We start from the raw sequence: 26,603 nt of genomic DNA, 5'->3' as shown, positions 1-26,603 counted from the left end.
CGATGGCGCCGTCCGATGGCGCGCAAGAGCCCGGCAGCATTCGCGCCACCCGAGGCTCGCCGTCACGTCAGACGCGACGAGCCTCGCAAGAGCCCGCTAATAGCAGGGCGGATACGGCGCGTATCCGCATGCCCGGCGATAGTTATAGGCACCATAAGCCGCAGCCCCTGCGGCTGCCGCACCATAATAGGCACGGCGGTGCACTCTGCGGTTGACCCCAGCTACGCTCATCGGCGTAAGAGGTCTTCCGACTCGCGCTTCCACACCGTCAACGGTAACGGACGGCCCTTCCGCCACCGAGTAACGGAGCGACACCGGAGCTGCCGCGAAGAGTGCGGTGGTTACGATCAGACCAAGTAGCTTGGCGTTTCTCGTCATGTCATCTTCTCCGCATGGACTCACTGGCAGACGTAGATGATGCCGTCCCCGCCCTTGACCAAGGTTCCAGGCGAGCAACCGATGCCATTGCGAGCCGCATAGTGGGCCCACCCATGTTCAAGACATCCATCGTTGCCCTCCTGATGAGAGTGATGTCTGCACTGCCCGGCAAGTTACTTCGTAGCGGCTCCAACCGTGCCGGTTGAGCTGCCGGTGCTTCCCGTCGTGGTGCCGCCATGACGGTTCTCACGGCGATCCTCGCGTGCGTCGCGCCGATCTTCACGGCGATCCTGCCGGGCATCGCGCCGGTCTTCCCGGCGCTCGCGTCGACCTTCACGCCGATCCTGACGCCGGTCCATGCCGGCCGTCTGGGCTTCTGCGTCCGTCGCCGTCAATGTCGAAGGAAGCGCGATCAGCCCAAACGCTGTCGCCCATCCAAGCGAAGAAAGAGCATTTCGCCGAGAAATCATCTGACCCTCCTCTGCAATAGCTCTGCCCTTTTGATTTCTTCACTCCAAACTGGGCGCTGCGGCTTGATCTAGATCAGCATCCTTGCATGCATTACGCGATCGATGGTCGCTCAGGAGCATTGACCTAACTTGCGGTTTCGATGCGTTGGAGCGCGACGGGGGCAATACATTGCGAGCGGAGGCAGTAGAAGCTACCGCATCATCATCTGCGCGATCGCCTCCCCGATCACCACCGTCGTGAAATGCGTGTTGGCGCGGCAGTCGGATGGCATGATCGAGGCGTCGGCGACGCGCAGGCCGCTGATCCCTTTCACGGTGCCATCAGGATTGACCACGCCATCGGGGTCGTTGACACCGCTCATGCGGCAGCTGCCGGCGGCATGCTGGATGTCGCCGGTCTCTCGGCGCAGCAACGCGTCGAGGTCGTGATCCGGCAGGCTAGCTGCCTGCGGCAGCGTCAGATCGGTGTCGGTCAGCCTGATCCAGTCGGCGATGCCTGATAGCGCCGGCTGCGACGTGATCACCGCCAGCCGTTTCACCGCGTCCATCATCCGCAGCATGTCGCGGGGATCGGCGAGCATGTTCTCCTCGACGACGGGATCGATGGATGGGTCGGTTGAAGCCAGCTTCAGCGTTCCGCGCGAATAGGCGTTGAACAACCCGGCGCCGATCGCCCCGGGCACGCCGATACCGCGATGGTTGAACGCGATCAGGATCATGTCGCGCTTGCCGCCATCGGCGAGGCCCGAGGAATAGGTCACGCAGCAATTGGTGTGGCGAGTGTCCGGATCGGTCGGCCGCAGATTCTCGCGGAGCTGGATCGTGGCGCGAAACAGCGGATGGTCGAAAAAATGCCGGCCGACCGGCAGGTCGCGCTCGACCGTAATCCCCATCGACCTCAGCTCATCGGCCGGGCCGATGCCGGAACGCAGCAGGATCGTCGGACTGTGGATCGCGCCGGCACACAGCACGATCTGACGCGCGCTGATCTCGTGGGTGCCCTGCCCCTCGATATGAACGCGGACGCCGGTCGCCCGGCCGTCACTGATCCGCACGCGATCGACTAGCGCGTGGCCGCGGATCTCCAGATTGGCGCGGCCGCGCGCGGGCTCGAGATAACCCTCATTGGTGGTGATGCGGCGGCTGTCGCGGCTGTTGATGGGATAGCAGGCAACGCCCTCACCGTCCGGGCCATTGAGATCGGCGCACCAGGGATAGCCGCTCGCCAGCGCCGCGTCGCGCAGGCCGCGATCGATGGGCCCCCATTCTTCGGGCGGCGCGCGATAGACCGGAAGCGGTCCGCCGCGACCAACCTGCGATGTCGCCGAATTCGAAATCGTCCTCGATCACCGAGAACAGCGGCATCACGTCCTTGGCCGACCAGCCGGTGCAGCCATTGGCAGCCCATTCGTCGAAGGCATCGGCAACGCCGCGGATCGCGATCTGCCCGTTCATCATCGAGGAGCCGCCGAGCCCCTTGCCGCGCCAGTAGAAGCGCGGCTCCTGCCCCGCCACGCGGCGCGTCAGGAGATCGGGCCATTGCCATTTCTCCTGGTACTCGCGCTTGTGGATGATCGGGATCGGATTTGGTGTCCTGACCTCCCAGGGTGCTTCATCAGCACGCCAGTCGAGCCCCGCCTCTAACAGCAGGACGCGCCGTGCCGGATCCTCGGAGAGCCTGGCCGCTACGGCGGCGCCAGCGGAGCCGCCGCCGACAACAATGACATCGTACATCGCATTACTTCTCAACGTTCCAGAACACTGGGATGGCGGACGGGATCAGGTTGCGCCACTCGGCACGATAGGCCGCCGGCTGGGCAAACTGGCCCCACGGAATCGCCGGCGCCTGATCGTACATGACGGACTGGATCTCGGAAGCGATCTTCTTGCGGTCCTCCTCGGCCGGCGCCTTGGCGAAGGCTTCCATCAGAGGGTGATGCGCGCATCGCATTGCCAGCCAGTGAAGTCGGCGCAATTGAAAGCGACCATGACATTGGTGAGCGGCGAGCCCAGGTCGTAGCCCCCGGCGTGAACGCCATAGACGCTCCAGCCCTCCTTCTTTGCGCGGCGCGCAAGCACGCTGGCCCAGTCCATCACCTGCAGGTCGACATTGAACCCCGCCTGCTTGAGCCGCTCGGCCAGAACCTGCGCCGAGACGCGCGGGGCTTCGAGGTCGTTGGCTTCCATGACGACGACGGGCTCGCCGGCATATTTGGTCGCTTTCAGCGCAGCCTTCGCCGCTTCGATCGACGGCTTGGCGGCGGCTTCAATGCCGGCCTTGCTCTCGTATGTGGTGCCGCAGGTGAAGTAGGTCGCGCAAGGCGTCGCATATTTGGAGTCGAGCCCGAGCGCATCCAGCACCTCGCGCTGATCAACCAGCTTCCACAGCACGCGCCGGATGGCGGGATCGTCGAACGGCTTGGAGGCAGCGTTGAGGCGATAGGCTCCGGCGAACATGTTGCCGCCGGTGAAATTGATGAGCTTGACGCGAGTGTTCTTCTCGAGCGTCGGCAAGAGATCGAACGGCGCATATTGCATGAAGTCGATCTCGCCGGCCTGCAGCGCGGACGCGGCGGTCGCACCGTCAGGGATGACTCGGATCTCGAGCGCATCGACGTTGACGCGCTTGCCGCCGGCGAGGAAGTCGGCGGGCTCGGGACGCGGCACATAGTCAGCGAACTTCTTCAGGATCATACGATCGCCGGTGCGGTGATCGGCCTTGCTGTAGACGAACGGGCCGGAGCCGATGATCTCGGTGATGCGCTGGTCGCCGGGCGTCTTCGCAATGCGCTCGGGCATCATGAAGGCGACCGGGCTCACGGGATTGCCGAGCGCGTCGATGACAAGCCCGGATGGCTCCTTCAGCGTGAGCACGAAGGTTTTCGCATCGGCCGGCTCAAGCGAGGCCGTGATCGCGAAGATGCGGCGGCCGAGCGCACTGCGGGTGCCCCAGCGGCGTAACGACGCCACGCAATCGGCCGCCGTCACCGGCTGGCCGTCGTGCCATTTCAGGCCGTCGCGCAGCGTGAAGCTATAGGTCAAACCATCGGGCGAGACCTTCCAGTCCTGCACCATCTGCGGCTTGATCTCGCCCTTGGAATCCTTCGCGAACAGCGTATCGAACACCATGTAGCCGAACGTGCGCGAAATATAGGCCGTGGAGAAATGCGGATCGAGCGTGACGATCTCCGCCTCGAGCACCGCGACGAGATTGCCCGCCGCATGCGCCGGCGCCGCCAGTGCAAGTCCGAGCAACGCCAAAATGAAAGCTCTCAGTTCGAACATTGGTGTTTTCTTGCCTTTTGACTGAAACGTTTGCAGTCGCCAGGAAAAGCAATGTTCGTGCCCGCACGTATGCTCTCGTGGCTATCTGCCACGCGTTTGCGCCATACTCACTGTCATCGCCCGCCTTGTGCGCAATTGCGCACTGGGGCGGGCGATCCAGTATTCCAGAGACGGTTGTGATTGAACCGATGGGCCGCGGCATACTGGATGCCCCGACTTCGCGGGGCATGACACCGATGTGTGGCGACGGTCGTCGTGCCCCCGACCCTACCCGATCCCCCTGCCGAACTTGTTCGACTTCGGGAAGCCCTTCGGCGGCAAACGGCCGGCGTCGGCGCGGGTGCCCTGCCATTCGGCGAGCTCTTTCATGCTCGCGCTGAACTCGCGCCCCGCGGAGTCCTTCCAGGTCAGGCCCGCCTTGGCGTCGAACACGGCGACGTCGGACAGGCCGCCATCCTTGTACTTCTGCAAGCGCACGCCGCGGCCGCGGGCCATCTCCGGCACCTGGTCGAGCGGGAAGATGAGCATCTTGCGGTTGTCGCCGATGACCGCGACGGTGTCGCCGAGCACTTCGGTGATCGCGCGGGCCTCGTTCGGCATGTCGACGTTGAGAACCTGCTTGCCCTTCTTGGTGGTGCCGACGCAATCGTCCTCGTTGACGACAAAGCCCTGCCCCTCGTGGCTCGCCACCAGGAATTTGCGACCACCCTTGTGGACGAACAGCGCGACGGGTGCGGCCTCCTGTTCGAGGTCGATGAACAGGCGGATCGGCTCGCCGTGTCCGCGGCCGCCCGGCAGTTTCGCGACGTCGAGCGAGTAGAACTTGCCGTTGGTCGCAAACAGCAGCAGCTTCGAGGTCGTCTCCGCGAAGAAGGCGAAGCCGAGCTTGTCGTCCTGCTTGAAGGCGAGCCCTGAGAGATCCTCGACATGGCCCTTCATGGTGCGGATCCAGCCCTTGTCGGAGACAACGACCGTCACCGGCTCGCGCTCGACGAAGGCCTCCTCGATCGCGGCGAGATCGTGCTCGGGCGCATCAGCGAAGGTGGTGCGGCGCTTGCCGAGCGGCGTCTTGGGTCCGAACATGTCGCGGACCTTGCCGACTTGCTCGCCGACCTTCTTCCATTGCTCGGCTTCGGAGGCGAGCACCGCGTTGATGCCCTTGAGCTCGGCGCGGAGGTTCTTGTCCTCGGTGCGGATCTCCATCTCTTCGAGCTTGCGCAAGGAGCGCAGGCGCATGTTGAGGATGGCTTCGGCCTGCACCTCGGTGAGCTTGAATGCCTTGATCAACGCCGGCTTCGGTTCATCCTCTGTGCGGATGATCTTGATCACCTTGTCGATGTTCAGATAGGCGATCAGGAAGCCGCCGAGAACCTCCAGGCGGTGCTCGATCTGCTCCTTGCGGTAGTTGCTGCGGCGGATCAGCACGTCCCGCAAATGGTCGAGCCATTCGCGCAAGCACTCGGCGAGTCCCACCACCTTCGGGATTTTGCCCTTGATCAGGACGTTCAGATTCAGCGGAATCTTGTTTTCGAGCTCGGTCAGCCGGAACAGCGATTCCATCATCAGGGCGGGATCGACGTTCTTCGATTTCGGCTCGATCACGATGCGGACGTCTTCGGCCGACTCGTCCCTGATGTCGCCGACCAGCGGCAGCTTCTTCTGGTCCAGCAGTTCGGCGACCTTCTCGATCAGGCGCGACTTCTGGACCAGGAACGGGATCTCGGTGACGACGACGACCCAGGTGCCGCGCGCGCCCTCTTCGTGCGACCACCTGGCGCGGACGCGGAACGAGCCGCGGCCGGTCGTGTAGGCCTCAGCGATGGCCTGCTTGGAATCGACGATGATGCCGCCGGTCGGGAAATCCGGGCCCTTCACCCACTTCAAGAGCGCCTTGGACTTCGCGTCGGGCTTCTCGATCAGATGCAGCGCTGCATCGCAAAGCTCGGCGGCGTTGTGGGGCGGGATCGAGGTCGCCATGCCGACCGCGATGCCTTGCGCGCCGTTGGCAAGCAGGTTCGGGAAGCCGCCCGGCAGCACGACCGGCTCTTTCGACTGGCCGTCGTAATTGGCGCGGAATTCAACGCCGTCCTCGTCGATGCCCTCGAGCAGGAGCCGCGCGACGTCGGTCATGCGCGCTTCGGTGTAGCGGTAGGCGGCGGGGTTATCGCCGTCGATATTGCCGAAATTGCCCTGGCCGTCGACCAGCGGGTAGCGCGAGGAGAAATCCTGCGCGAGGCGGACCATGGCGTCGTAGATCGCCTGGTCGCCGTGCGGATGGAACGAGCCCATCACGTCGCCGACGATTTTTGCGGACTTCTTGAAGGCCGTGCCGGGGTCGAGGCGGAGCAGGCGCATGCCGTAGAGGATGCGCCGGTGCACCGGCTTCAGGCCGTCGCGCGCGTCCGGCAGCGCGCGGTGCATAATGGTGGAGAGCGCATAGGCGAGATAGCGCTCTTCGAGCGCCTCACGCAGCGGCACCTCGTGAATTTCGGCCGGCTCTTCCGGCGGAACGATTCGCTTTCCCATGCCGCCCGGTTAAACCGTGGAAGCGAATCGGGCAAGGATCGAATGGTTCCCTGTGGGCAGCCTATTGGCCTGCCCAGCCGGCTGTCACGGGCGGAGTCTTGGCCTGCGCCGGGGTTGGCACGCTTGTCAGACAGCGGCGGGCGGCCTCGATCTCGGCCTCCGTAGCACCATGGGATCGCGCCCATGTCTCTGCGGCTGCAGCGGAATATTTGGCCACATAGTACCGGACGACGGTGCAGGAGGCGCGTCGAAACACGCCCGGTTGCGGTTCGCCGGCCGTAGCGTCAGGCGCGAGCGCAACCAGCGCCGCAGACAAGGCAAATCCCCTGATCAACATTTGGGCTGTCCCCGTTGTGGAACCCTGCGGGAGCGAACTCGACCGGGCCGATTTGGTTCCGTGGGAACCAAGAAGAAGGGTAAGCCTGCCTCCCGCTTGGCTCATGGCGCAGGGATTGCCGCCCTCGCCTGCTGCCGCATCAGGGCATTGATGAAGCCCGCGCGCGCGTCGGAATGACCCTGTCCGCGCGGCTCCAGCACATGGCGCAGCAGGAACAGGCCGGTCAGGCGGAACCCATCCTGGAGATCCTGTTCGGTCAGTTCGCTCGCGGTTTCGCCGTGGCGGAGGAATGGCGGCAGGCGCAGCAGCCGGTCCCGCCATGGCTCGCCCGCGCCGCGCGACACCGCCCCGCCGGATTTGGGCGAGACATAGATCAGGTCCGTGGTCTCGCCGGTCACCGCGCAATTCTCCAGCGCGAGCCCGAAACCCAGCTCGGCGAGCATCGCCAGCTCGAAATGAATGAGATGCACGGCGGCGCTGCCGATATCGTCGAAATCGTCGAGCGAATGCTCCAGCAGCGCAAAGATGTCTTCATGCGGATCGCGCTCCGGCAGGAGCCGCGCGATCGAGGCGAGATGGGTGACGCCGTAGACCCCGTGGGACGATCCGAGCAGCGTCGCGGCGCGCAGCTTCAATCCCTCGATCGCATAGGTGCCGAGATGCTCGTCAAGCCGCGCCCGCCACACCGCACTGACGCTGTTGCCGGGCTGCAAGAGCGGCCGCAGCCGCGAGCTGGCGCCACCGCGCACGAGTCCGAGATGCCGGCCGTGCGCGCGGGTCAGGAGCTCGACAATGGCGCTGGACTCGCCATGCCGCCGCACGCCCAGCACGATGCCTTCGTCGGTCCATTCCATGGGAGGAAGTCTAGCGCATTTCGAGAGGCCGTAGGATGGGCAAAGCAAAGCGTGCCCACCAATTTGATCATGCCGCGATTGTGGTGGGCATGGCGCGCGAGGGCGCGCCTTTGCCCACCCTACCGCAGCGCAGCCAGGCGCTAGGCGTTGAACCAGCCCTGCGCGTCGCCGGTGAAGGAGAAATACAGGCCGATCGCCGTCAGCGCGCAGGAGACGATCTCGATGGCGCTGTCGAGCTCCATGCCCTTCTCGCCGATGATCTGGCCGAGCGAGATCACCGACAGCACGAGCGCTGCCGCCAGCACCCAGCGCGGCCAGTTCTTGCGCCAACGCGCGGCCAGCCAGACGAAATAGACCAGCAGCAAAATCATGCCGCCGGCGAGCAGGGTCGCCGTCATGATCATCTGCTCGGTCATCTCGGCATTTGGGGTGCGGTCCTGCACCGCGACCGACAAGGCATCCAGCATCAGTGACGCATAGAGCAGCGCTTCGAAGCGCCGGACGTTGCTGGGCACGCTCATCGGATACCGATCTTTTCTTGGTTATTCTTTGGGAAAGTCCAGGCCCATCTCGCGGTAGCGATCGGGATCATCGCCCCAGTTCTCGCGCACCTTGACGAACAGGAACAGATGCACCGGCACGTCCAGGATCTGCATCAGCTCTTTGCGCGAGTCCGCACCGATCGACTTGATGGTGGCACCGCCCTTGCCGAGCACGATCTTGCGCTGGCTCTCGCGCTCGACGAAGATCGTCTGCTCGATCCGCACCGAATGGTCCTTGCGCTCCTCCCACTTGTCGGTCTCGACCGTGGACTGGTAGGGCAATTCCTGGTGCAGCTTCTGATAGATCTTTTCGCGCGTGATCTCGGCCGCCAGCTGCCGCATCGGCGCGTCGGACATCTGGTCCTCGGGGTAGAGGAACGGGCCCGGCGGCACCATCGCGGCGAGAGTCGTGCGGATGTCGTCGACGCCGTCACCCGAGATCGCCGCGATCATGAAGGTCTTTGCGAACGTCATGCGCTCGTTGGCGGCCTGCGCCAGCGCCAGCAGCTTCTCGCGCTGGACCAGGTCGACCTTGTTGATGACGAGGATCTTGTCGTGGTTGACGCTGGCGGCCTTGGCGAGGATCGCCTCGGCCTCCTCGTCGATGCCGGTCTTGGCGTCGAGCAGCACGCAGACGAGGTCGGCATCATGCGCCCCGCTCCAGGCGGTCGAGACCATGGCGCGGTCGAGCCGGCGCTTGGGCGAGAAGATGCCGGGCGTGTCGACCAGGATGATCTGCGCGTTGTTGTCGATGACGATGCCGCGGATCAGCGCGCGCGTGGTCTGCACCTTGCGCGAGACGATCGTCACCTTGGCCCCGACCAGCGCATTGACCAGCGTGGACTTGCCGACATTGGGCGCACCGATCAGCGCGACGAAGCCGCAGCGCGTCGCGGTCGGCGCCTCTCCGCTTGCTTCAGCCGTCATTGCCGCCGCCAACACCTTCGCGTTCGATCATGACCGAGGCCGCCACCTTCTCTGCCGCACGCTTGCTGCCCCCGACGCCTTCGGCCGGCGCCAGCCCCGGCAGGTCCACGGCAACGCGAAACTGCGGATCATGATGCGGGCCGGTGCGCTCGACCTCGCGGTAAACCGGCGTCGGCAGTCCCTTGCCCTGCGCCCATTCCTGCAGCACAGTCTTGGGATCGCGCAACGGACGCCGCGGCTTGTGCATGCGCTCGGTCCAGTTGCGCTTGACGAACTCGGCCGCAGCCGCATGGCCACCGTCGAGGAAGATGGCGCCGATCACGGCTTCGCAGATGTCACCGAGGATGGATTTGCGCAGGCGCGCATCGGCGCTGGACCCGACCGACCCCAGCTTGATGTCGTCGAGCAGCCCGAGCGATTTTGCGACATCGGCGCAGCTCTCCTTGCGCACCAGTTCGGCAAGCCGCTTCGACAGCTCGCCTTCGTCGGCGTTCGGGAAGGCGTGATAGAGCATGTCGGAGACGACGAGGCCGAGCACGTGGTCGCCTAGGAATTCCAGCCGCTGATAGCTGTCGCCGCGCTTGCGCCCCGACTTCAGCGCCGAGACATGCGTGATCGCCTGCATCAACAGGTTCGGGTCAGTGAAGCCGTGTCCGATGCGCGCCTCGAGCGCCGCATTGGCATCCGCCGCCTTCGCCTTGTCCTTCTTGCTGCTCCGCGCCCGCTTCTTCTTGGCAGGCGTCTTCGTCGCAGCTTCGCCCTCAGGAGCGGCTTGCGCCTCGATTGATTGGGTCGCGATGTCCTTGGCTTCGTCTTTCATCGGACGATTTTGAAGAAACGATTCCAGCGCACCGACCACGGCCAGCGCCAGAACATCCAGGCATGCTCGCCCTGGCCGATCGAGAAGAAGATCATCTGGGCGCGGCCGATCAGGTTCTCCTGCGGCACGTAACCCACCGCCGACTGGACGCGGCTGTCGGTCGAGTTGTCGCGATTGTCGCCCATCATGAAGAAATGGCCGGGCGGCACGGTGTAGACACTGGTGCTGTCGTAGAAGCCGTTATCGACGCAATCGAGGGTCTCGTAGGAGACGCCGTTCGGCAGCACCTCCTTCCAGCGCTTCACCCGCGCCGTCGTGACCCGCTCCGTGTCGGACGAACTGCAAGGGTCTTCGCCGACGAAGTCGCTCAGCCGTTCGCGCTGCACCGGCACGTCGTTGATGTAGAGCAGCCCGTCTTTCATCTGGATGCGGTCGCCAGGAAGACCGATCACGCGCTTGATGTAGTCGGTGGAGTCTTCCCTCGGCAGGCGAAACACGACGACGTCGCCGCGGTTCGGGTCCGCGCCCCAGATTCGCCCCGAGAACAGCGGCGGCGAGAACGGGATCGAGTAGTGGCTGTAGCCGTAGGAATATTTCGAGACGAACAGATAATCGCCGACCAGCAGCGTCGCCTTCATCGAGCCCGACGGGATGTTGAAGGGCTGGAACAGAAAGGTGCGGATCACCAGCGCGATCAGGAGAGCATGGATCACGACCCGGATCGTTTCGCCGACGCCGCTCTCAGTTTTCGTTCCCGAAGTCACGCTCATTGCTCTCTCAATTCCGGCCGGCGGTCACAGAGCGCCCTCCTCCCGCGAGCAGTCCATCGCTCGCAGCCCGAGGAGATTGTCCTGATTCTGATAATGAGGGCCAATTCCGACGTAAAGCCGAATTCGCCCAGCCTGATTTGCGTCCGCGGACTTTTAGACGGTTGTCGGAGGCCACGCAATCAAGGATCGCATCAAAATCGCATAAGATATTGATTTTTAATATGAATTATAAAATGAACGCGGAAAGGTCAGGGCTTGGCCAGCGGGACAGCCGAAATGACGACGAAGGCCTGGGCGAGCGGCCAGTCGTCGGTGATCGACAGGTCGATTCTTGCCTCGAATCCCTCCGGAGTCAGGGCCTCGAGCCGGGCCCGGGCGCCGCCGGTCAGCTGCATGGTCGGCCGCCCGCCCGGCAGGTTGACCACGCCCATGTCGCGCCACCACACGCCGCGCCTGATGCCGGTGCCGAGCGCCTTGGAGCAGGCCTCCTTGGCGGCGAAGCGCTTGGCGTAGGTCGCCACCACCATCCTCTCGCTCTTGGCGCGCCGCTCCGCCTTGGCCCGCTCGGCCGCGGTGAAGATGCGGTCGAGGAAGCGCTCGCCATGGCGCTCGATCACCTTGGCCACGCGGGTGATGTCGATCAGGTCGGAGCCGATGCCGATGATCATGCCCGGCTCCGGCCGCGGTCCATCGCGGCGCGCATGCTGCGCACCGTCTCGGCGAGGCCGACGAACAGCGCCTCGCCGATCATGTAGTAGCCGATGTTGAGCTCCATGATCTCCGGCAGCGCCGCAATCTTCTCCGCCGTCGCATAGTCGAGGCCATGGCCGGCGTGAACCTCGAGCCCGGCTTGTTTTGCCAGCTTCGCCCCCGCCACGATCCGCTGCCATTCGGCTTCCGCCTTGTCGGCGTGGCCGTCAACGACGGCATCGCACCAGGCGCCGGTGTGGATCTCGATCACGGGCGCGCGCAGCCGCGCCGCCATCTCGATCTGCGCGGGGTCGGCGGCGATGAACAGCGAGACGCGGATGCCGGCATCGTTCAGCCGCGCGATATAGGGCGCGAGCGCATTGTGCTGGCCAACCACATCGAGCCCGCCTTCGGTCGTCACCTCCTGCCGGCGCTCGGGCACCAGGCACACCGCGTGCGGCTTGGTGGCGAGCGAGATGCGCATCATGTCGTCGGTCGCCGCCATTTCGAAATTCAGCGGCTTGGAGATCCCGGCCTTCAGCCGCGCCATGTCCTCGTCGCGGATGTGCCGGCGGTCTTCGCGTAAGTGCGCGGTGATGCCGTCGGCGCCGGCCTCGATCGCCAGCAGCGCGGCGCGCACCGGATCGGGATGGCGGCCGCCGCGCGCGTTACGGACGGTCGCGACGTGGTCGATATTGACGCCGAGGCGGAGCGGGGATGCGGGCATTTCAGGACTCACTTGTGCGACATTACTCAGCTCGTCATGCGCGGGCTCGACCCGCGCATCCATCTTCTTTGAAAAGATGGGTTGCCGGGTCAAGCCCGGCAACGACGAGCTTCATCCATTAACACGTTCGACTTTGGCGACGACCGCCTTCGCGCGCAGCTGGGCCAGGATCGCGCTCAAATGCTTGAGGTCGTAGACTTCGAGATCGATCGTCGTCTCCGTGAAGTCGGGCGAGCGGCGCTGCATGCTGATATTGTCGATGTTGCCGTCGTGCTCGGCGATCACGGTCGCGATCTGCGCCAGCGCGCCGGGCTCGTTGACGTTCTCGACCTTGATGCGGGCCGGGAAGCGCTGCGGCGCGGTGTCCTCGATGTCCCAGCGGACGTCGAGCCAGCGCTCCGGCTCCTCCTCGAAATCCTTCAGGGCCGGCGCCTGGATCGGATAGATCGTGATGCCCTCGCCCGGCGTCACGATGCCGACGATGCGGTCACCCGGCACGGCGCCGCCGTTCGGCGCGAACTTCACCGGCAGGTCGGAATTGATGCCGCGGATCGGGATCGCGACCGCGCTGCGCGGCGGCTCGGACGATTTGTCCTTGAGCTTGGCGGCAAGGCCCTTCTTGATGCCATAGCGCGCGACGCGCTCCTCCTTGTAGTCGGGGTACATCGCACGCGCGACGTTGGAGGCCTTGATCTCGCCCCGGCCGACGGCCGCCATGACGTCCTCGATCGAGGTGCGCGCCAGCCGCGGCAGCGCGCCCTTGAGCTTGTCGTCGGCATATTCGATCTTGGCGCGCTCGAACAGGCGCTCGACGATGCGGCGGCCGAGGCCGGCATATTGATCGCGCACCGCGGTGCGCGTGGCGCGGCGGATCGCGGCGCGCGCCTTGCCGGTGACCGCGAGCGTCTCCCAGGCCGAGGGCGGCGCCGATTGTGCTTCCGAGGTCAGCACCTCGACCTCGTCGCCGTTCTGGAGCTCCGAGGACAAAGGCGCGAACTTGCCGTTGATCTTGCAGCCGACCGCGCTGTTGCCAACGTCGGTATGTACCGCATAGGCGAAGTCGATCACGTTGGCATGGCGCGGCAGCGCGATCAGCTTGCCCTTCGGGGTGAAGCAGAACACCTGGTCGTGGAACAGCTCGAGCTTTGTATGCTCGAGGAATTCCTCGGGGTTGGCGCTCTCCGAGAGGATGCCGATGGTGTGGCGCAGCCAGGCGAACGCGTTGGACTCGCGCTTGAGGAATTCGGTCGGCGAGCCGACGCCCTCCTTGTAGAACACGTGCGCGGCGATGCCGCGCTCGGCGATCTGGTCCATCGCCTCGGTGCGGATCTGGAGCTCGACGCGCTGGTTGCCGGGCCCGATCACTGTGGTGTGGATCGAGCGGTAGTCGTTCTGCTTCGGCGTCGAGATGTAGTCCTTGAAGCGTCCCGGCACGACCGGCCAGGTGGTGTGGACGATGCCGAGCGCGCGATAGCAGGACTCGATGTCGTTGACGACGAGGCGAAAGCCGAAGATGTCGGACAATTGCTCGAAGCCGACCGACTTGCGCTCCATCTTGGTCCAGATCGAGAATGGCTTCTTGCGGCGGCCGTAGACGCGCGCGCCCAAGCCGCGGTGGCGCAGATTGTTGGAGAGCTGGTCCTCGATCTCGCCGATCAGATTGCGGTTGCGCTCGGCGAGCGCGTCGAGCCGCTGCATCACCACCGAATAGGCCTCGGGATCGAGAGTGCGGAAGGACAGGTCCTCCAGCTCCTCGCGCATCTCCTGCATGCCCATGCGCCCGGCGAGCGGCGCATAGATGTCGAGCGTCTCCTCGGCGATACGGCGGCGCGATTCCGTCGGCACGAAGTCCAGCGTCCGCATGTTGTGCAGGCGGTCGGCGAGCTTAACCAGCAGCACGCGGACATCGTCGGCAATCGCCAGCAGCAATTTGCGCAGGTTCTCGGCCTGCTTGGCCTCGCGCGAGACCAGCTCCAGCCGCTTCAGCTTGGTCAGGCCCTCGACCAGCGCGCCGATCTCGGGGCCGAAGATCTGGTCGATCTCGGCCCGCGTCGCCTCGGTGTCCTCGATCGTGTCGTGCAGCAGCGCAGCGACGATGGTGGCGTCGTCGAGCTTGAGGTCGGTGAGGATCGCCGCCACTTCGAGCGGGTGCGAGAAGTACGGATCGCCCGAGGCGCGGGTCTGCGAGCCATGCGCCTTCATGGCGTAGACATAGGCGCGGTTCAGCAGGTCTTCGTTGGTGTTGGGATTGTAGGACCGGACGCGTTCGACGAGGTCATATTGACGCATCATGCGCGCGCGGGGCTTGGCCGGCCGGGCCACCGGCGCAGACGGGGCCATGGCAACCGATTCGGTTGCGGCCAGCATCTGCATTGGTCTGCGGCGCCGATACACCATGCCATCCTGCCTTCGAACGGACCACGAGAGAGCCCGTTGTATACATCCTAGCTCCGATCCCGCGCGCGTCCCGATCAATTCAGTGACAGGGCCCAGCGCGAACCGGCAACGCTATGGTAACCACGAAAACGCCAACAAAAGCAAAGGCCCGAACAACGGTTCGGGCCCTTGATAAGATCACAAGAAGTCGATGACTGCGATGGGACGATTTACTCGTCTTCCTCGGGCTGCTCCTCGGGCGGCGCGAGGCCTTCGAGACCCTTCAGGAGCTCCTCTTCGGTCATGCGCTCGACGGCAACTTCGGTATCGTCCGCATCGACGCTGGCGCCGGCGGAACCGATCAGCGGCACGGTGTCCGGCTCGGGCTCGTCGACCTCGACGAACTTCTGGAGCGAATGCACCAGCTCCTCGCGGAGGTCCTCCGGCGAGATTGTCGTGTCGGCAATTTCGCGCAAAGACACAACAGGGTTCTTGTCGTTATCACGGTCAACCGTTAGTTGTGAACCGGACGAAATCATGCGGGCACGGTGGGCGGCCAGCAGGACCAGGTCAAACCGGTTGTCGACCTTGTCGATACAATCTTCTACGGTGACGCGAGCCATGGACTGTCGCTCCGTTGTGGGTGGGACGAAATATGTGGATGATCGGGGCTAGTTATAGGGGCCGGGGCGGTTTCGCAAGGCCAAATTGTGATTTGGCCTCGCCAAACGGCTCTGCTACCCCCACATTGGGGCTGGGTCGAGTGATTTTCCGGGCTGTCGGACGGGGCAGCGCCGGGTGTATGCGCGACCGCCATAACTATACCTTGATTGCCCCGACTTCTCCGGATTTGCGGTTTCGACGGGCTTCGGCAGCACTTTGAAGTGCGCGGCGTGCTGCCGCCGCGCCAACAATAAACGATCAATCACAAGCACTACGCGAGCAACTGAATGTCACCTTCCCCTACCAACAAGATCGCGCTCTTCATCGATGGGGCCAATCTCTACGCCACGGCGAAAACCCTGGGCTTCGACATCGACTACAAGCGCCTGCTGAAGGAGTTTCAGAGCCGCGGAACCTTGCTGCGGGCGTTCTACTACACCGCGATCATCGAGGATCAGGAATACTCCTCGATCCGCCCGCTGATCGACTGGCTGGACTACAACGGCTACACCGTCGTCACCAAGGCGACCAAGGAATTCATCGACGCTTCCGGCCGCCGCAAGGTCAAGGGCAACATGGACATCGAGCTCGCCGTGGATGCCATGGAGCTCGCCGAGCACATCGACCAGATGGTGCTGTTCTCGGGTGACGGCGATTTCCGCTCCCTGGTCGAGGCCGTCCAGCGCCGAGGCGTGCGGGTCACCGTAGTCTCCACCATCGCCAGCCAGCCGCCGATGATCGCCGACGAGCTGCGCCGCCAGGCCGACGTCTTCACCGACCTCGTCGAGCTGCAGTCCAAGCTCGGCCGCGACCCGTCCGAACGCCCCGCCCCGCGTGATCGCGGCGAGCGTGGCGAGGGACGCCACCACGCCCCGCAATTCCTCCAGCGCGCAACCACGATGGCGCCGAGGGGCGATGACGACTTTGAGGAGTGAGGCGGCCCGGTCGAGCCGCCAGCCTCTTACCGTCGTCCCCGACCGTGATTGTCCGCTCTGTCCGCGCCTGGTCGCCTTTCGCGAGGCGAATCGGGCGCGCGAGCCGTTATGGCACAACGCGCCGGTCGCTCCCTTCGGCGACATCAAGGCGCGGCTCCTGATCGTTGGCCTCGCGCCGGGGATGCAGGGCGCCAACCGCACCGGCCGCCCCTTCACGGGCGACTATGCCGGCGACCTGCTCTACGCCACGCTGCTCGAATACGGCTTTGCCAAGGGCAACTATCAGGCCCGTCCCGATGACGGCCTCAAACTGATCGACTGCCGCATCGCCAATGCCGTGCACTGCGTTCCGCCGCAGAACAAGCCGCTGCCGGTCGAGATCAACACCTGCCGCCAGTTTCTCGCCGCCAACCTCGCGACCATGCCGAACCTGCGCGCGATCGTCGCGCTCGGACGGATTGCGCACGACACCGTGCTCAAGCCGCTGAATCTGAAGGGCTCGCAAGCTCCCTTCGGCCACGGCGCCGTGCATCAGGCCGGCGCGGTCAGGCTCTACGACAGCTATCACTGCTCGCGCTACAACACGAACACCGGCGTGCTGACGCCTGACATGTTCCGGTCCGTGTTCGCAAAGGTGAAGGCGGATCTCGACTAACGACTATCCCTTGGCGGGATTCGCCTTCAGCCAGTCGAGCACGTCGCCGGCATTCCGGTCGGGCGGGAACACCGGATAGAACACATGCGTGATGCTGGCATCGTCGATGATCAGCGCGAGGCGCTTGATCAGCGTCAGCCCTGCGACCTCCATGGTCGGCAGCTTCAGGGCGCGTGTGAGCGCCAGCTTCTCGTCCGACAGCACGGGGAACGGCAGATGCAGCCGCGAGGCCATCTCGGTCTGGTATTCGTTGCTCTGGGTCGAGAGCCCGAACACCTGCGAGGCACCGGCCGCCTTCAGCTCGGCGAACAAATCACGGAAGGCGCAGGTCTGCGGCGTGCAGCCGCGCGCGCCCGGGATCATGTCCCAATCGTCCACCAGCGCGATCTTGCCGGGCTCGCCGGTGCGCGGATAGGCGAACACCACGGTTCGGCCTGACAGCGCCGACAATGTCACTGACGTATCGTCGGTCGCGAGTAGGGTGATCGCCGGCAGCGTCATGCCCTTGAGGTGCGCAGCGCCGCCGTCATCGGCCGGCGCGGGAATCTGGCTCCAATCGACCTCGAGCAGGTTCTTCTGAGACATCCCGTCCTCTTGCCGCTATCCTCTTGCGCTATCCCCTCGCCCGCATCAGGCGGCCCTTCTCGCGGCTCCAGTCGCGCTTCTTCTCGCTCTCGCGCTTGTCGTGCAGCTTCTTGCCCTTTGCAACCGCAAGCTGCAGCTTGGCCCGTCCGCGCTCGTTGAAGTAAAGCTTGAGCGGGATCAGCGTCATGCCCTCGCGATCGACCGCGCCCATCAATTTGTTGATCTGGCGGCGATGCAGCAGCAGCTTTCGCGGCCGCTTCGGCTCGTGGTTGAAGCGGTTGCCCTGGAGATATTCGGGAATGGTGGCGTTGATCAGCCAGATCTCGCCGTTCTTCGAGTCCGCGTAGGATTCGGCAATCGTGCTCTTGCCGTTGCGGATCGACTTCACCTCGGTGCCGGTCAGCGCAATGCCCGCTTCGATCGTGTCCTCGATCGCATAGTTGAAGCGGGCCTTGCGATTTTCCGCCATGACCTTGATCGGACGTTCGTTCTTATCGGCCATGCAAGTGAAACCTGAGTCAAACCTGATCGAGATGCGCTGCAAAGCTAACAGTTTGGGTGAAGCGCGCGCGTCACTTCTTGAGGAGATCGCGGATCTCGGTCAGCAGAACGACCTCTTCCGACGGCTTCGGCGGCTCCGCAGGCTTGGTCTCTTCCTTGCGCTTTAACGTGTTCATGGCGCGGATCACCAGGAACAGCACGAAGGCGATGATGATGAAGTTGATCGTCAGCGTCAGGAAGCTACCGTAAGCAAGGACTGCGCCTTGCTTTTTCGCATCCGCTAAATTGGTGGCGGTGACCGACTTCGACAAGGGGACGAAGTAGTTCGAGAAGTCGAGGCCGCCGGTCGCCGCGCCAATGATCGGCATGATGATGTCACCGACCAGCGACGTGACGATGGCGCCGAAGGCCGCACCGATGATGACGCCGACCGCGAGATCGACGACGTTGCCCTTCATGGCGAACTCGCGGAACTCCTTGAGCATCTGCCTGCCCCTTTCGTCGGCGCTCATGGACGGCTCCCCCGATTTGTCACCGCGTCAGTTGATCAGGCCGGCATGTACCATGGCGCTGCGCACCGCGGCGCGGGTCGGCTCTGAGACCGGGACCATCGGCAGCCGCAGCGTCTCGTCGAACTTGCCGAGCAGCGACATCGCGTACTTGATCGGCGCCGGATTGCTCTCGATGAAGAGGTTGTTGTGCAGCGGCATCAGCTTGTCGTGGATCGCGAGCGCCGCCTTGGCGTCGCCCTTCTGCCAGGCGGTGTGGAACTCCGCACACAGGCGCGGCGCGACGTTCGAGGTCACCGAGATGCAGCCGTGGCCGCCATGGGCCATGTAGCCGAGGATGGTGGCATCCTCGCCGGAGAGCTGGTTGAAATCCTCGCCCATCGCCGCGCGCTGCTGCGACACGCGCACCATGCTGGCGGTGGCGTCCTTGACGCCGGCGATGTTCTTCAGCTCCCACAGCCGCTTCATGGTGTCGACCGACATGTCGATCACCGAGCGCGGCGGGATGTTGTAGATGATGATCGGAATTCCGATCGCGTCGTTGATCGCCTTGAAGTGCTGGTAGAGGCCTTCCTGAGTCGGCTTGTTGTAGTAGGGCGTGACGACCAGCACGGCATCCGCGCCCGCCTTCTCGGCGTGCTGGGCGAGCTCGATCGCCTCCTTGGTCGAGTTGGAGCCGGCGCCGGCAACGACGGGTACCCGGCCCTTGGCTTCAGCGATGCACCATTCGACCACCTTCTTGTGCTCGTCATGGCTCAGCGTCGGGCTCTCGCCGGTGGTGCCGACCGGGACGAGGCCATTGGTGCCCTCGGCGATCTGCCAGTTGACCAGGGAGCGGAACGCCGCCTCGTCCAGCGAGCCGTTCTTGAACGGCGTGACCAAGGCGGTGAACGACCCCCGGAATTTCGTCTTGGCTGCCATGGACTTCCTCCGTACGCGGCGATCTCTTGAGAGCAAGCCCCATACATATCGGGTCTATCCCGCCGGTAAAAGGCCCGCCTCCACGTGACGCACCGTTTAGGCCGCGATTTTGCCGCGGTGCTGGTGCAAATCGGGCGGAGGTAAGCCGCTGTTGGTATTTTGTCCGCATATTCAATCAAATACAGCTAGATCTTGAGCCAACTGACTGATTCGGGGCGACGAAACGCCGTGATCTCCTTTCCGCGCGCCACGTGGCGATCCATTGGTCTGGTTCTGTGCCTGACAGCAGGGCTGTCGATCGGCTGCGCCGCTCTCGCCAAGTCCAACGAGACGACGGCGGAAGGAACCAAGGACACCGCCAAGCCCGTGGCCAAGGATACCGCCAAGAACACCCCGAAGGCACCTGCCAAAGGAACAGACAAGGGAACCGGCAAGGACACAAAGGGCGCGAGCAAGGGTGCGGCGAGCACCCCGGCCAAGGAACTTGCCAAGGACCTTGCCAAGGACGCCGCGAAGAAGCCGACCAAGGACGCAGGCAAGACCGCCGGCAAGGACCCCGCGAAGGACAAGCCCAAGGACAAGCCCAAGCCTGCCGCAGCCGCCCCCGCGCCAAAATCAACGCCGACTGCCGGCACCTCGCCCCCCAAAGCCGCCCCCGCGCCGGCCGTGACGGCCACGATCAAACCGACCGCCCCGGCGCCCGCCAAACCCGTCGCTGCGCCCGTGCTGGCTCCTGCGACGCGCCAGCATGCCGCACCACGCAAGCCGGTGACGCCGGCCGCGGTCGCCGCGACCTCCTCGACGTCGCAGGCGGACAAGGACACGCTGGGGACCGTCATCGAGCTCGTGCGCAAGCGCAAGGCGGGCGATGCCAGCAATTACGCCGCCTCCATCTCCGATCCTGTCGCGCGAAAACTCGCCGAATGGGTCATCCTGCGCAGCGAGGATAATGGCGCCACCGTCGAGCGCTACCGCGCCTTCCTCTCCGCCAATCCGAGTTGGCCGTCGCAGACCTTCCTGCGCCGCCGCCTAGAGGCTGCGATGTGGGACGACAGGCGCGATGATTCCGTTGCCTGGTCCTGGTTCGAGAACGAGTCGCCGATCTCCGCCAAGGGCCGCTTCACGCTCGCCAAGGCGATGCTGGCGCGCGGCGACCGCGCCAATGCCGAGCGGCTGGTGCGCGAGGCCTGGCGCAGCGATCCGATGTCGGAGGAGACCGAGAACAACGCGCTCGACCAGTTCGGCGCGCTGGTGACGCCGGGCGATCAGAAGGCGCGGATGGACACCCTGCTCTACGGCAGCGAGAACGAGGCCGCGATGCGCGCGGCCAAGCGCCTCGGCGCCGGCTATGTCGCGCTCGCCAAGGCCCGCATCGCCGCCGTCAAGAAGGCGCCGAACACGCGCGCGTTGCTGGAAGCTGTGCCGCGCGAGCTGCACAATGATCCCGGCTTCACCTTCAGCAGGATCCAGCTCTTGCGCCGCGAGGAGAAGTTTGCCGAAGCCGCCCAGCTGATGCTGTCGGCGCCGAAGGACCCAGGCCGGCTCTACAATCTCGACGAATGGTGGATCGAGCGGCGCCTCCTGGCGCGCAAGATGATCGACACCGAGGAGTTCCGCAGCGCCTATCTGATCGCGCGCGACGCAGCCCTGCCCTCGCGCGACATCTACAAGACCGAGCAGGAATTCACCGCGGGCTGGATCGCGCTGCGCTTCCTCAACGATCCCACCACCGCCGCCCAGCATTTCGCCCGCATTGGCGTCGGTAGCGTCAATCCGACCACGCTGGCGCGCGCCGGCTATTGGCAGGGCCGCGCCGCGGAGGCCGCAGGCCGTCAGCAGGAGGCGCGCAACGCCTATGCCCGCGCAGCCGAGCAATCGACCAGCTATTACGGCCAGCTCGCGCGCGCCAAGCTTGGCCTGCCGCAGATCGAGCTCAACAGCCAGCCGCGCGGCCGCGGCGCCGAGCGGCTGGAGATCGTGCGCGCCGCGCAGCTGCTCTACGAGCTCGACGAGCGCGAGCTCGCCGTGCCTCTGCTCGCCGACATGGGCGAGAACGGCGATCCGGAAGCGCTCGCGGGCCTCGGCGAGCTCACCCAGCGCTACAGCGACGCGCGCGGCATGCTGCTGCTCGGCAAGGCCGCGCTCAACCGCGGCCTGCCTTTCGATTTCTACGCCTATCCCGTCAACGGCATTCCGCACTTCACGCCGATCGGCCCCGAGGTCGAGCGCAGCATCGTCTACGCGATTGCGCGGCAGGAGAGCGCGTTCAACCCCTCGGTGGTCTCGCCGGCGCAGGCCTATGGGCTGATGCAGGTGACGCCGGACGCGGCGCGCTATGTCTGCAAGCGGCACGGCGCCACCTACGATCTGGCGCGGTTGAAGAACGATTCGGTCTACAACGCCACGCTCGGCTCGGCCGAGCTCGGCGGGCTGCTCGAGGATTATCGCGGCTCCTACATCATGACCTTTGCCGCCTACAATGCCGGCCGCGGCAGCGTGAAGAAGTGGATCGACCGCTACGGCGACCCGCGTGACCCCAAGGTCGATGCGGTCGACTGGGTCGAGCTGATTCCGTTCTCCGAGACGCGCAACTACGTGCAGCGGATCATGGAGAACCTTCAGGTCTACCGCGCCCGCTTCGGCGGCGGCACGCGATTGCAGATCGAGGCCGATCTGCGCCGCGGCACCGGCAGCGTGGAATAGAGACGGCCCTACTCCGACGCAAAGTGCCAACAACGGGCAACCGGAGCGGGCGACCCATAGGAGGCCACCCGCAAGTGGTCAGAACTGCACGCTTATTTCGCTACCGCCGCCCGCGCCGCTTCGATCTTGGCCTTCACCGCGTCTAGATTGAAGCTTGCCCCCCTCTGCATCGGCGGAAACTCGATCGCCGTCATGGCCAGTTTCTCGACCTCCTGCTGAACGAACACGAAGCGCCAGAATTCATATTTGAACCAGTCGAAGTATTGCTGCGCGCCAAATTTGGTCCCGCTATCGGGCCAGCCCGTCCGCTCGAACGGATCGAGGCGAAGGTTGGTCAAATAGGGCACGTCAACCTTGCTTTTTTCGCCCAGCCAGCCTCCAGGCTGGTCGATGAAACGATACTTGAAGTCGTCGATGCGCACGGCTCCCAGCTCGCTCTCGCCGAAGTACCAGATTTCGCGCCGGCTCGACGGCCCTTTGCCGGTGATCATGTCCATCTGATTGTAACCGTCCAGATGGCACTTGTAGGTGCGGTCCCCGATGTGTTTGCCCTTCTTCAACTCCTCGACAATGTTCGGTTTGCCGGCTGCGGCTAGTAAGGTCGGGAACCAGTCCAGCCCGGAGATGATGCCGTTCTCGACCTTGCCGGCCGGCACCTTGCCAGGCCAGCGGATCATTGCCGGCACACGGAAACCGCCTTCCATGACGGTGCCTTTGCTTTGCGCGAATGGCGTCTGTCCGCCATCCGGCCAGGTGAAGACCTCTGTGCCGTTGTCGGTAGTGAAGATTACAATGGTGTTGTCATCCACGCCCATGTCCTTGAGCTTTTGCATAACGATGCCGACATCGTCGTCGAGCTGCGCCATGCCGGCTTCATGAATCGTCCAGCCGTTCTTGGAATTGCGCATCGCCTGGTATCTTGGCGACAAGTGCGTGACGATGTGCATGCGGGTTGGATTGAGCCACAGGAAGAACGGCTTGTTGTCGGCCTTGGCCTTCTCAATGAACTTCAAAGCAAGGTCCCGGATTTCGTCGTCCACGGTTTCCATCCGCTTGGGATAGAGCGTGCCGGCGTCCTCGATCCTTTGCTTGCCCACCTTGCCCCAGCGCGGGTCCACGGTGGCATCGTCGACATCGGTCGCCCACGTATGGAGCATGTTGCGCGGACCGACGACGTTCAACAGGTCCTGCGGATAGCCGGGGTGGGCCGGATCTTCCATTGCGTCGAGGTGATACAGGTAGCCGAAGAACTCGTCGAAGCCATGCACCGTCGGCAAAAACTCGTTCTTGTCGCCAAGGTGATTCTTGCCGAATTGGCCGGTGGCATAGCCCATTCCTTTCAGCGCCGTGGCAATGGTCACGGCCTCCGCCGGCAAGCCGGTGGGAGCGCCGGCCTGGCCGACTGTGGTCATGCCGGTCCGGATCGGCAACTCACCGGTGATGAAGTTGGCGCGCCCCGCCGTGCAACTCGCCTCGGCGTAGTAATCGGTGAACAGCATGCCTTCGGCGGCGATCTTGTCGAGGTTTGGCGTCCGCCCGGCCATCATCCCGCGGTGGTACGCGCCGATATTCCAGATGCCGATGTCGTCTCCCATGATGACGACTATGTTCGGTCGCTGGCCGGCCGCTGCGGGCGACGGTGCCGGCTGCTGCGCTTGCGCCGGGCTCGTCAATCCGACGGCCGAGAGCGCCGAAGCAGCGACGAGAGAACTACCACTCAACAAGAGATCGCGGCGTTTCAATCCTCCGCCGATTGATCCCGTGCTCATCTCAGGCTTTTCCAGAATCCTATCTGTACTCATGACGTGATCCTCTTCCTGACGATGCACCTGAAGCCGAGATGGCTTGCTGAGGTGTCGATCGGCTTGGCATGACGCGCGGCCGGACGATAACGGCGGCAGTAGTTGGGAGCGCAAAGATGCGAGCCGCCTTTAAGCACCTTGCGCTGAATCCTGAGGGTCGGTGACAAGAATCGTAGCTCGCGCCCTCGGGCCCACCCCGAGGATTTTTCGGGATGCACTGGATGCTCAGACGATTGTCCGGAGCCAGACAACGACTTCGTATCAGCCAGATTCATGACGCCCCCGGGCGCGTGCATCAGCGGCCTGCGTTGCTTCACACCGACGCGAAGAGTTGCTTCGCTTGATATGGGCTTTTCGATAGTCGGATCTTACCGATGGTGAGGCGTACAGAAACGAAGCGGCACTCCTCCAGGTTGATCCAGATCAAAGGTCCGTTTCGAGTCAAGCAGACAGCGCGAAGAGGCCGCGACCTGAGCCGTGGCGAGCGACCGGTCACAGAAGCGGGGCCTGGCTCGGCTGACATTGCCGGGTCGCAAGCCCCGTTCGCAAAAAAGAAAAGCCCCGGCGGTTTCCCGCCGGGGCTTCTGTCAGGTCGTTAGACCAGACTTACCAGTTGCGCTGAGCGCGGAGGAGCAGGGTGAACGTGTCCTGATCCTTGAGCTCGTAGGCCACGTTACCCGGCTTGGCCGGCACCGCGAGAGTCGCCTGCGGGGTCACGAAACCAGAATACTTCTGGTCCAGATGGGTCCAGGTGAAGTCTGCCGAGAAGGTCAGATTCTTCACAGGAGTCCAGCGGGTGATGATACCAGCCTGGCCGATGTTGAAGTCCGGGTTGCAGGTCGAACCAACCGCGGCGATCGTCCCGAAGACAGCAGCGCTGCAAATCGTCGACTTGGCCAGCGAACCAAACTGAGCCCCGGCGTAAGCACCGTAGACCGCAGTGTTCCAGTACGGATCCCAGTTGTGGGTGTAAGCACCACGGAAGCCCCAGGTCTTGACGGTCTCCTGAGAGCTGCCGTTGATGAACACCGTGTCAGGGGCCGACGCAAAGCCGACGCTCTGATAGGCGGTGTTCGAGCTGCCGAACATCGCGAAGGTGCTGCCCGCGAGGTTCTGGAAGTTGTAGCGGGTCGCGCCGTCGGTGTAGACGCCCGAGATGTTGATCACGTCACCCGCACCAGTCGGGATGTTCTTGATCGACAGAGCGAGCTGGACCGCCCAACCCCACTTGTCGTCGGGGTGACCGCTCACCTCGGTCTGTTGGTAGTAGGCAACGTGGTTATCATGCGCAGCCACCGACGCCTGGAACAGACCCCAAGCCTGGTCGACACGGATCATACCGACGAGGTTCGGCGAACGCGTGCCGCCGATGCTGCCGGTGTTGCCGACCGCACCGCCGAACAAGCCGAAGCCGCCAGTCGCACCAGGGGTGATGTTGATGTTACCAGCCTGATAGTACTGGGTGACGTCTTCAGCCGAGAACGCCGCCGTGATGCCCTGACCGAAGTCAGCGGTGTAGGTGAACTGGTTGACACCAGTGACCGTGCCGCTGCCGCCGACCAGACCGTCGAAGTTGTTGCCCGGATAGTTGGTCCAGGGAGCGTCGAACTGCGACACTGCCTTACCCATCGTGAAGCCGGCGAACTGGATGAAGGCGTAGTACACGCCGAGCGAACCGCCCGAGGTGTTGCCGTCCGTGCCGTTGACCGAGCCCGAGCCCGAGCCGAACAGCGACACGGGGCTGGCAGCCGTGCCAACCGGGTTGGGGCCCACGCCGAGCGTGCCGCTATACTGGGTCGCACCAGTGCCGCTGTTGGTGCCGACGTAGTTGCCGGTCGTCCAGGAGAAGACGCCATCGAAGAACGTGCGGACCACGCCGTACTCGGTCGCGGTGCGCGTGTCGATGTTGAGGTCCTCACGAGCGCGCATGGTGTAGTAGTTCGTCAGACGGTTACGTGCACCGTTTGCACCCTGCGAGCCGGTGTTGAACTGGCCGCTGTAGTCCGAGTTGGTGTTCAGCGCGACTTCAGCGCGCAGATAACCACCCAGCTTGATGCAGGTGTCAGTGCCCGGGATGTAGTAGAATCCCGCACCGTACAGGGAGCAGATCTTCACGTATTCGACCGCCTTGGCCTTCACGGGCAGATCAGCCGCCTGCGCTCCGCCCACGGCGATCAGACCCGCCGCTGAGCCGAGCAAAAGGCTCTTAACCAACTTCATGTTAAACCTCCAAGTTGCTCTTCAGGGGAGGTCACTGACCGGACGGCCAATGCCCCAAACCCCTCTAAATCACCGCTTTCGGTTCCTTCGCGCCTTCGGACACACCCGCATGAACGCGAGGGACTTAAGCGAATGACCTAAACGGGACGACCTCGGGATGCCCCCCTACGTCGCGTGGTCACAATTACCGAACGTCCTTGCACACACAACAAGAGAACGCCTCGTAACGGGCATATGAAACCTGTTTTCCGACGGGTGTTGCACAAATAACACGCAGATGTGATCGAAGCGCCCCTCGCAACACATTGTTTATGCTATCGTTTTCGAGAAGGTTCCATTTGCCCTCAAAATTCCGCACATGAGGCAGGCGAGGCGAGAGTCCGGCCCGAAACGGCTTTGACGCACTC

General features: G+C 64.2%; 23 protein-coding genes and 2 pseudogenes. 4 read left to right on the top strand and 21 right to left on the bottom strand.

Annotated features, from left to right (window positions below; all coding sequences use genetic code 11):
• Positions 1-614 precede the first annotated feature (614 nt).
• Entirely contained in the window at positions 615-920 is a 306-nt protein-coding gene (locus QA642_RS22280) for a hypothetical protein (RefSeq protein WP_283086519.1), read from the top strand.
• A gap of 119 nt (positions 921-1,039) precedes the next feature.
• On the opposite strand, the pseudogene QA642_RS22275 reads toward QA642_RS22280, so the two are convergent.
• The 14 genes and pseudogenes from QA642_RS22275 to rpoZ all read right to left on the bottom strand — a co-directional run bounded on the left by QA642_RS22275 (position 1,040) and on the right by rpoZ (position 15,325).
• Positions 1,040-2,582 (bottom strand): annotated as a pseudogene (locus QA642_RS22275) (GMC family oxidoreductase N-terminal domain-containing protein).
• Positions 2,583-2,586: 4 nt separating this feature from the next.
• Positions 2,587-2,775, bottom strand: a complete 189-nt coding sequence (locus tag QA642_RS22270; RefSeq protein WP_283086518.1) for a hypothetical protein — start codon at positions 2,773-2,775, stop codon at positions 2,587-2,589.
• The gene (locus QA642_RS22265; protein WP_283086517.1) at positions 2,775-4,133 is read right to left on the bottom strand and encodes an ABC transporter substrate-binding protein; all 1,359 of its coding nucleotides are present in this window, start codon (positions 4,131-4,133) and stop codon (positions 2,775-2,777) included. Before QA642_RS22265 ends, QA642_RS22270 begins: the two co-directional genes overlap by 1 nt.
• Positions 4,134-4,400: 267 nt before the next feature.
• Entirely contained in the window at positions 4,401-6,659 is a 2,259-nt protein-coding gene (parC, locus tag QA642_RS22260; protein ID WP_283086516.1) for a DNA topoisomerase IV subunit A, read from the bottom strand.
• Positions 6,660-6,720: 61 nt separating this feature from the next.
• Positions 6,721-6,996 carry a hypothetical protein gene (locus QA642_RS22255; protein WP_283086515.1) on the bottom strand — a complete coding sequence of 92 codons (276 nt, stop codon included), beginning with the start codon at positions 6,994-6,996 and terminating at the stop codon, positions 6,721-6,723.
• A 101-nt stretch (positions 6,997-7,097) separates the two neighbouring features.
• Entirely contained in the window at positions 7,098-7,850 is a 753-nt protein-coding gene (gene recO / locus QA642_RS22250) for a DNA repair protein RecO (RefSeq protein ID WP_283086514.1), read from the bottom strand.
• A 140-nt stretch (positions 7,851-7,990) separates the two neighbouring features.
• Positions 7,991-8,371, bottom strand: a complete 381-nt coding sequence (locus tag QA642_RS22245) for a hypothetical protein (RefSeq protein WP_283086513.1) — start codon at positions 8,369-8,371, stop codon at positions 7,991-7,993.
• 21 nt (positions 8,372-8,392) lie between these two features.
• Positions 8,393-9,319: a GTPase Era gene (era, locus tag QA642_RS22240; protein ID WP_283086512.1), complete on the bottom strand. Its 927-nt coding sequence runs from the start codon at positions 9,317-9,319 to the stop codon at positions 8,393-8,395.
• Positions 9,309-10,139, bottom strand: coding sequence for a ribonuclease III (gene rnc, locus QA642_RS22235; protein ID WP_283086511.1), 831 nt, complete (start codon positions 10,137-10,139; stop codon positions 9,309-9,311). The genes era and rnc overlap by 11 nt, the downstream gene beginning before the upstream one ends.
• Positions 10,136-10,909, bottom strand: a complete 774-nt coding sequence (lepB, locus tag QA642_RS22230) for a signal peptidase I (RefSeq protein WP_027559600.1) — start codon at positions 10,907-10,909, stop codon at positions 10,136-10,138. Before lepB ends, rnc begins: the two co-directional genes overlap by 4 nt.
• Positions 10,910-11,157: 248 nt before the next feature.
• Positions 11,158-11,577, bottom strand: a complete 420-nt coding sequence (acpS, locus tag QA642_RS22225; protein WP_283086510.1) for a holo-ACP synthase — start codon at positions 11,575-11,577, stop codon at positions 11,158-11,160.
• A complete protein-coding gene (locus QA642_RS22220) occupies positions 11,574-12,326 on the bottom strand; it encodes a pyridoxine 5'-phosphate synthase (protein WP_283086509.1) in 753 nt (250 codons plus the stop codon). Before QA642_RS22220 ends, acpS begins: the two co-directional genes overlap by 4 nt.
• Before the next feature lie 111 nt (positions 12,327-12,437).
• Positions 12,438-14,723 carry a bifunctional (p)ppGpp synthetase/guanosine-3',5'-bis(diphosphate) 3'-pyrophosphohydrolase gene (locus QA642_RS22215; RefSeq protein ID WP_283086508.1) on the bottom strand — a complete coding sequence of 762 codons (2,286 nt, stop codon included), beginning with the start codon at positions 14,721-14,723 and terminating at the stop codon, positions 12,438-12,440.
• Between the two features lie 209 nt (positions 14,724-14,932).
• Positions 14,933-15,325, bottom strand: a complete 393-nt coding sequence (gene rpoZ / locus QA642_RS22210; RefSeq protein ID WP_008133017.1) for a DNA-directed RNA polymerase subunit omega — start codon at positions 15,323-15,325, stop codon at positions 14,933-14,935.
• A gap of 327 nt (positions 15,326-15,652) precedes the next feature.
• On the opposite strand from rpoZ, the gene QA642_RS22205 reads away from it, so the two are divergent.
• Positions 15,653-16,300, top strand: a complete 648-nt coding sequence (locus QA642_RS22205; RefSeq protein WP_018644573.1) for an NYN domain-containing protein — start codon at positions 15,653-15,655, stop codon at positions 16,298-16,300.
• The gene (locus tag QA642_RS22200) at positions 16,281-16,955 is read left to right on the top strand and encodes a uracil-DNA glycosylase (RefSeq protein WP_283086507.1); all 675 of its coding nucleotides are present in this window, start codon (positions 16,281-16,283) and stop codon (positions 16,953-16,955) included. The genes QA642_RS22205 and QA642_RS22200 overlap by 20 nt, the downstream gene beginning before the upstream one ends.
• A gap of 3 nt (positions 16,956-16,958) precedes the next feature.
• Here QA642_RS22200 and QA642_RS22195 read toward each other — a convergent pair whose 3' ends face one another.
• From QA642_RS22195 to dapA, 4 genes are all read right to left on the bottom strand, one after another.
• Positions 16,959-17,540 (bottom strand): peroxiredoxin, encoded by a 582-nt coding sequence (locus QA642_RS22195; RefSeq protein WP_283086506.1) that lies wholly within the window; start codon positions 17,538-17,540, stop codon positions 16,959-16,961.
• 28 nt (positions 17,541-17,568) lie between these two features.
• Positions 17,569-18,042: an SsrA-binding protein SmpB gene (smpB, locus tag QA642_RS22190; protein WP_024341117.1), complete on the bottom strand. Its 474-nt coding sequence runs from the start codon at positions 18,040-18,042 to the stop codon at positions 17,569-17,571.
• 70 nt (positions 18,043-18,112) lie between these two features.
• Positions 18,113-18,526 carry a large conductance mechanosensitive channel protein MscL gene (mscL, locus tag QA642_RS22185; protein WP_283086949.1) on the bottom strand — a complete coding sequence of 138 codons (414 nt, stop codon included), beginning with the start codon at positions 18,524-18,526 and terminating at the stop codon, positions 18,113-18,115.
• A gap of 54 nt (positions 18,527-18,580) precedes the next feature.
• Positions 18,581-19,471 (bottom strand): 4-hydroxy-tetrahydrodipicolinate synthase, encoded by an 891-nt coding sequence (gene dapA, locus QA642_RS22180; protein WP_283086505.1) that lies wholly within the window; start codon positions 19,469-19,471, stop codon positions 18,581-18,583.
• Positions 19,472-19,699: 228 nt separating this feature from the next.
• On the opposite strand from dapA, the gene QA642_RS22175 reads away from it, so the two are divergent.
• Positions 19,700-22,174, top strand: coding sequence for a lytic transglycosylase domain-containing protein (locus QA642_RS22175; protein WP_283086504.1), 2,475 nt, complete (start codon positions 19,700-19,702; stop codon positions 22,172-22,174).
• Positions 22,175-22,266: 92 nt separating this feature from the next.
• On the opposite strand, the gene QA642_RS22170 is transcribed toward QA642_RS22175, so the two are convergent.
• The 3 genes and pseudogenes from QA642_RS22170 to QA642_RS22160 all read right to left on the bottom strand — a co-directional run bounded on the left by QA642_RS22170 (position 22,267) and on the right by QA642_RS22160 (position 26,196).
• Positions 22,267-23,943: an arylsulfatase gene (locus tag QA642_RS22170; protein ID WP_283086948.1), complete on the bottom strand. Its 1,677-nt coding sequence runs from the start codon at positions 23,941-23,943 to the stop codon at positions 22,267-22,269.
• A 29-nt stretch (positions 23,944-23,972) separates the two neighbouring features.
• A pseudogene (locus tag QA642_RS22165) lies at positions 23,973-24,193 on the bottom strand (SUMF1/EgtB/PvdO family nonheme iron enzyme); the annotation flags it as partial.
• 389 nt (positions 24,194-24,582) lie between these two features.
• Positions 24,583-26,196, bottom strand: a complete 1,614-nt coding sequence (locus QA642_RS22160) for a porin (protein ID WP_283086503.1) — start codon at positions 26,194-26,196, stop codon at positions 24,583-24,585.
• Positions 26,197-26,603: the final 407 nt, after the last annotated feature.

The sequence above is a fragment of the Bradyrhizobium sp. CB2312 genome (assembly GCF_029714425.1).
Taxonomy (GTDB): Bacteria; Pseudomonadota; Alphaproteobacteria; order Rhizobiales; family Xanthobacteraceae; genus Bradyrhizobium.
This window is presented reverse-complemented; position numbering and strand designations above follow the sequence as displayed.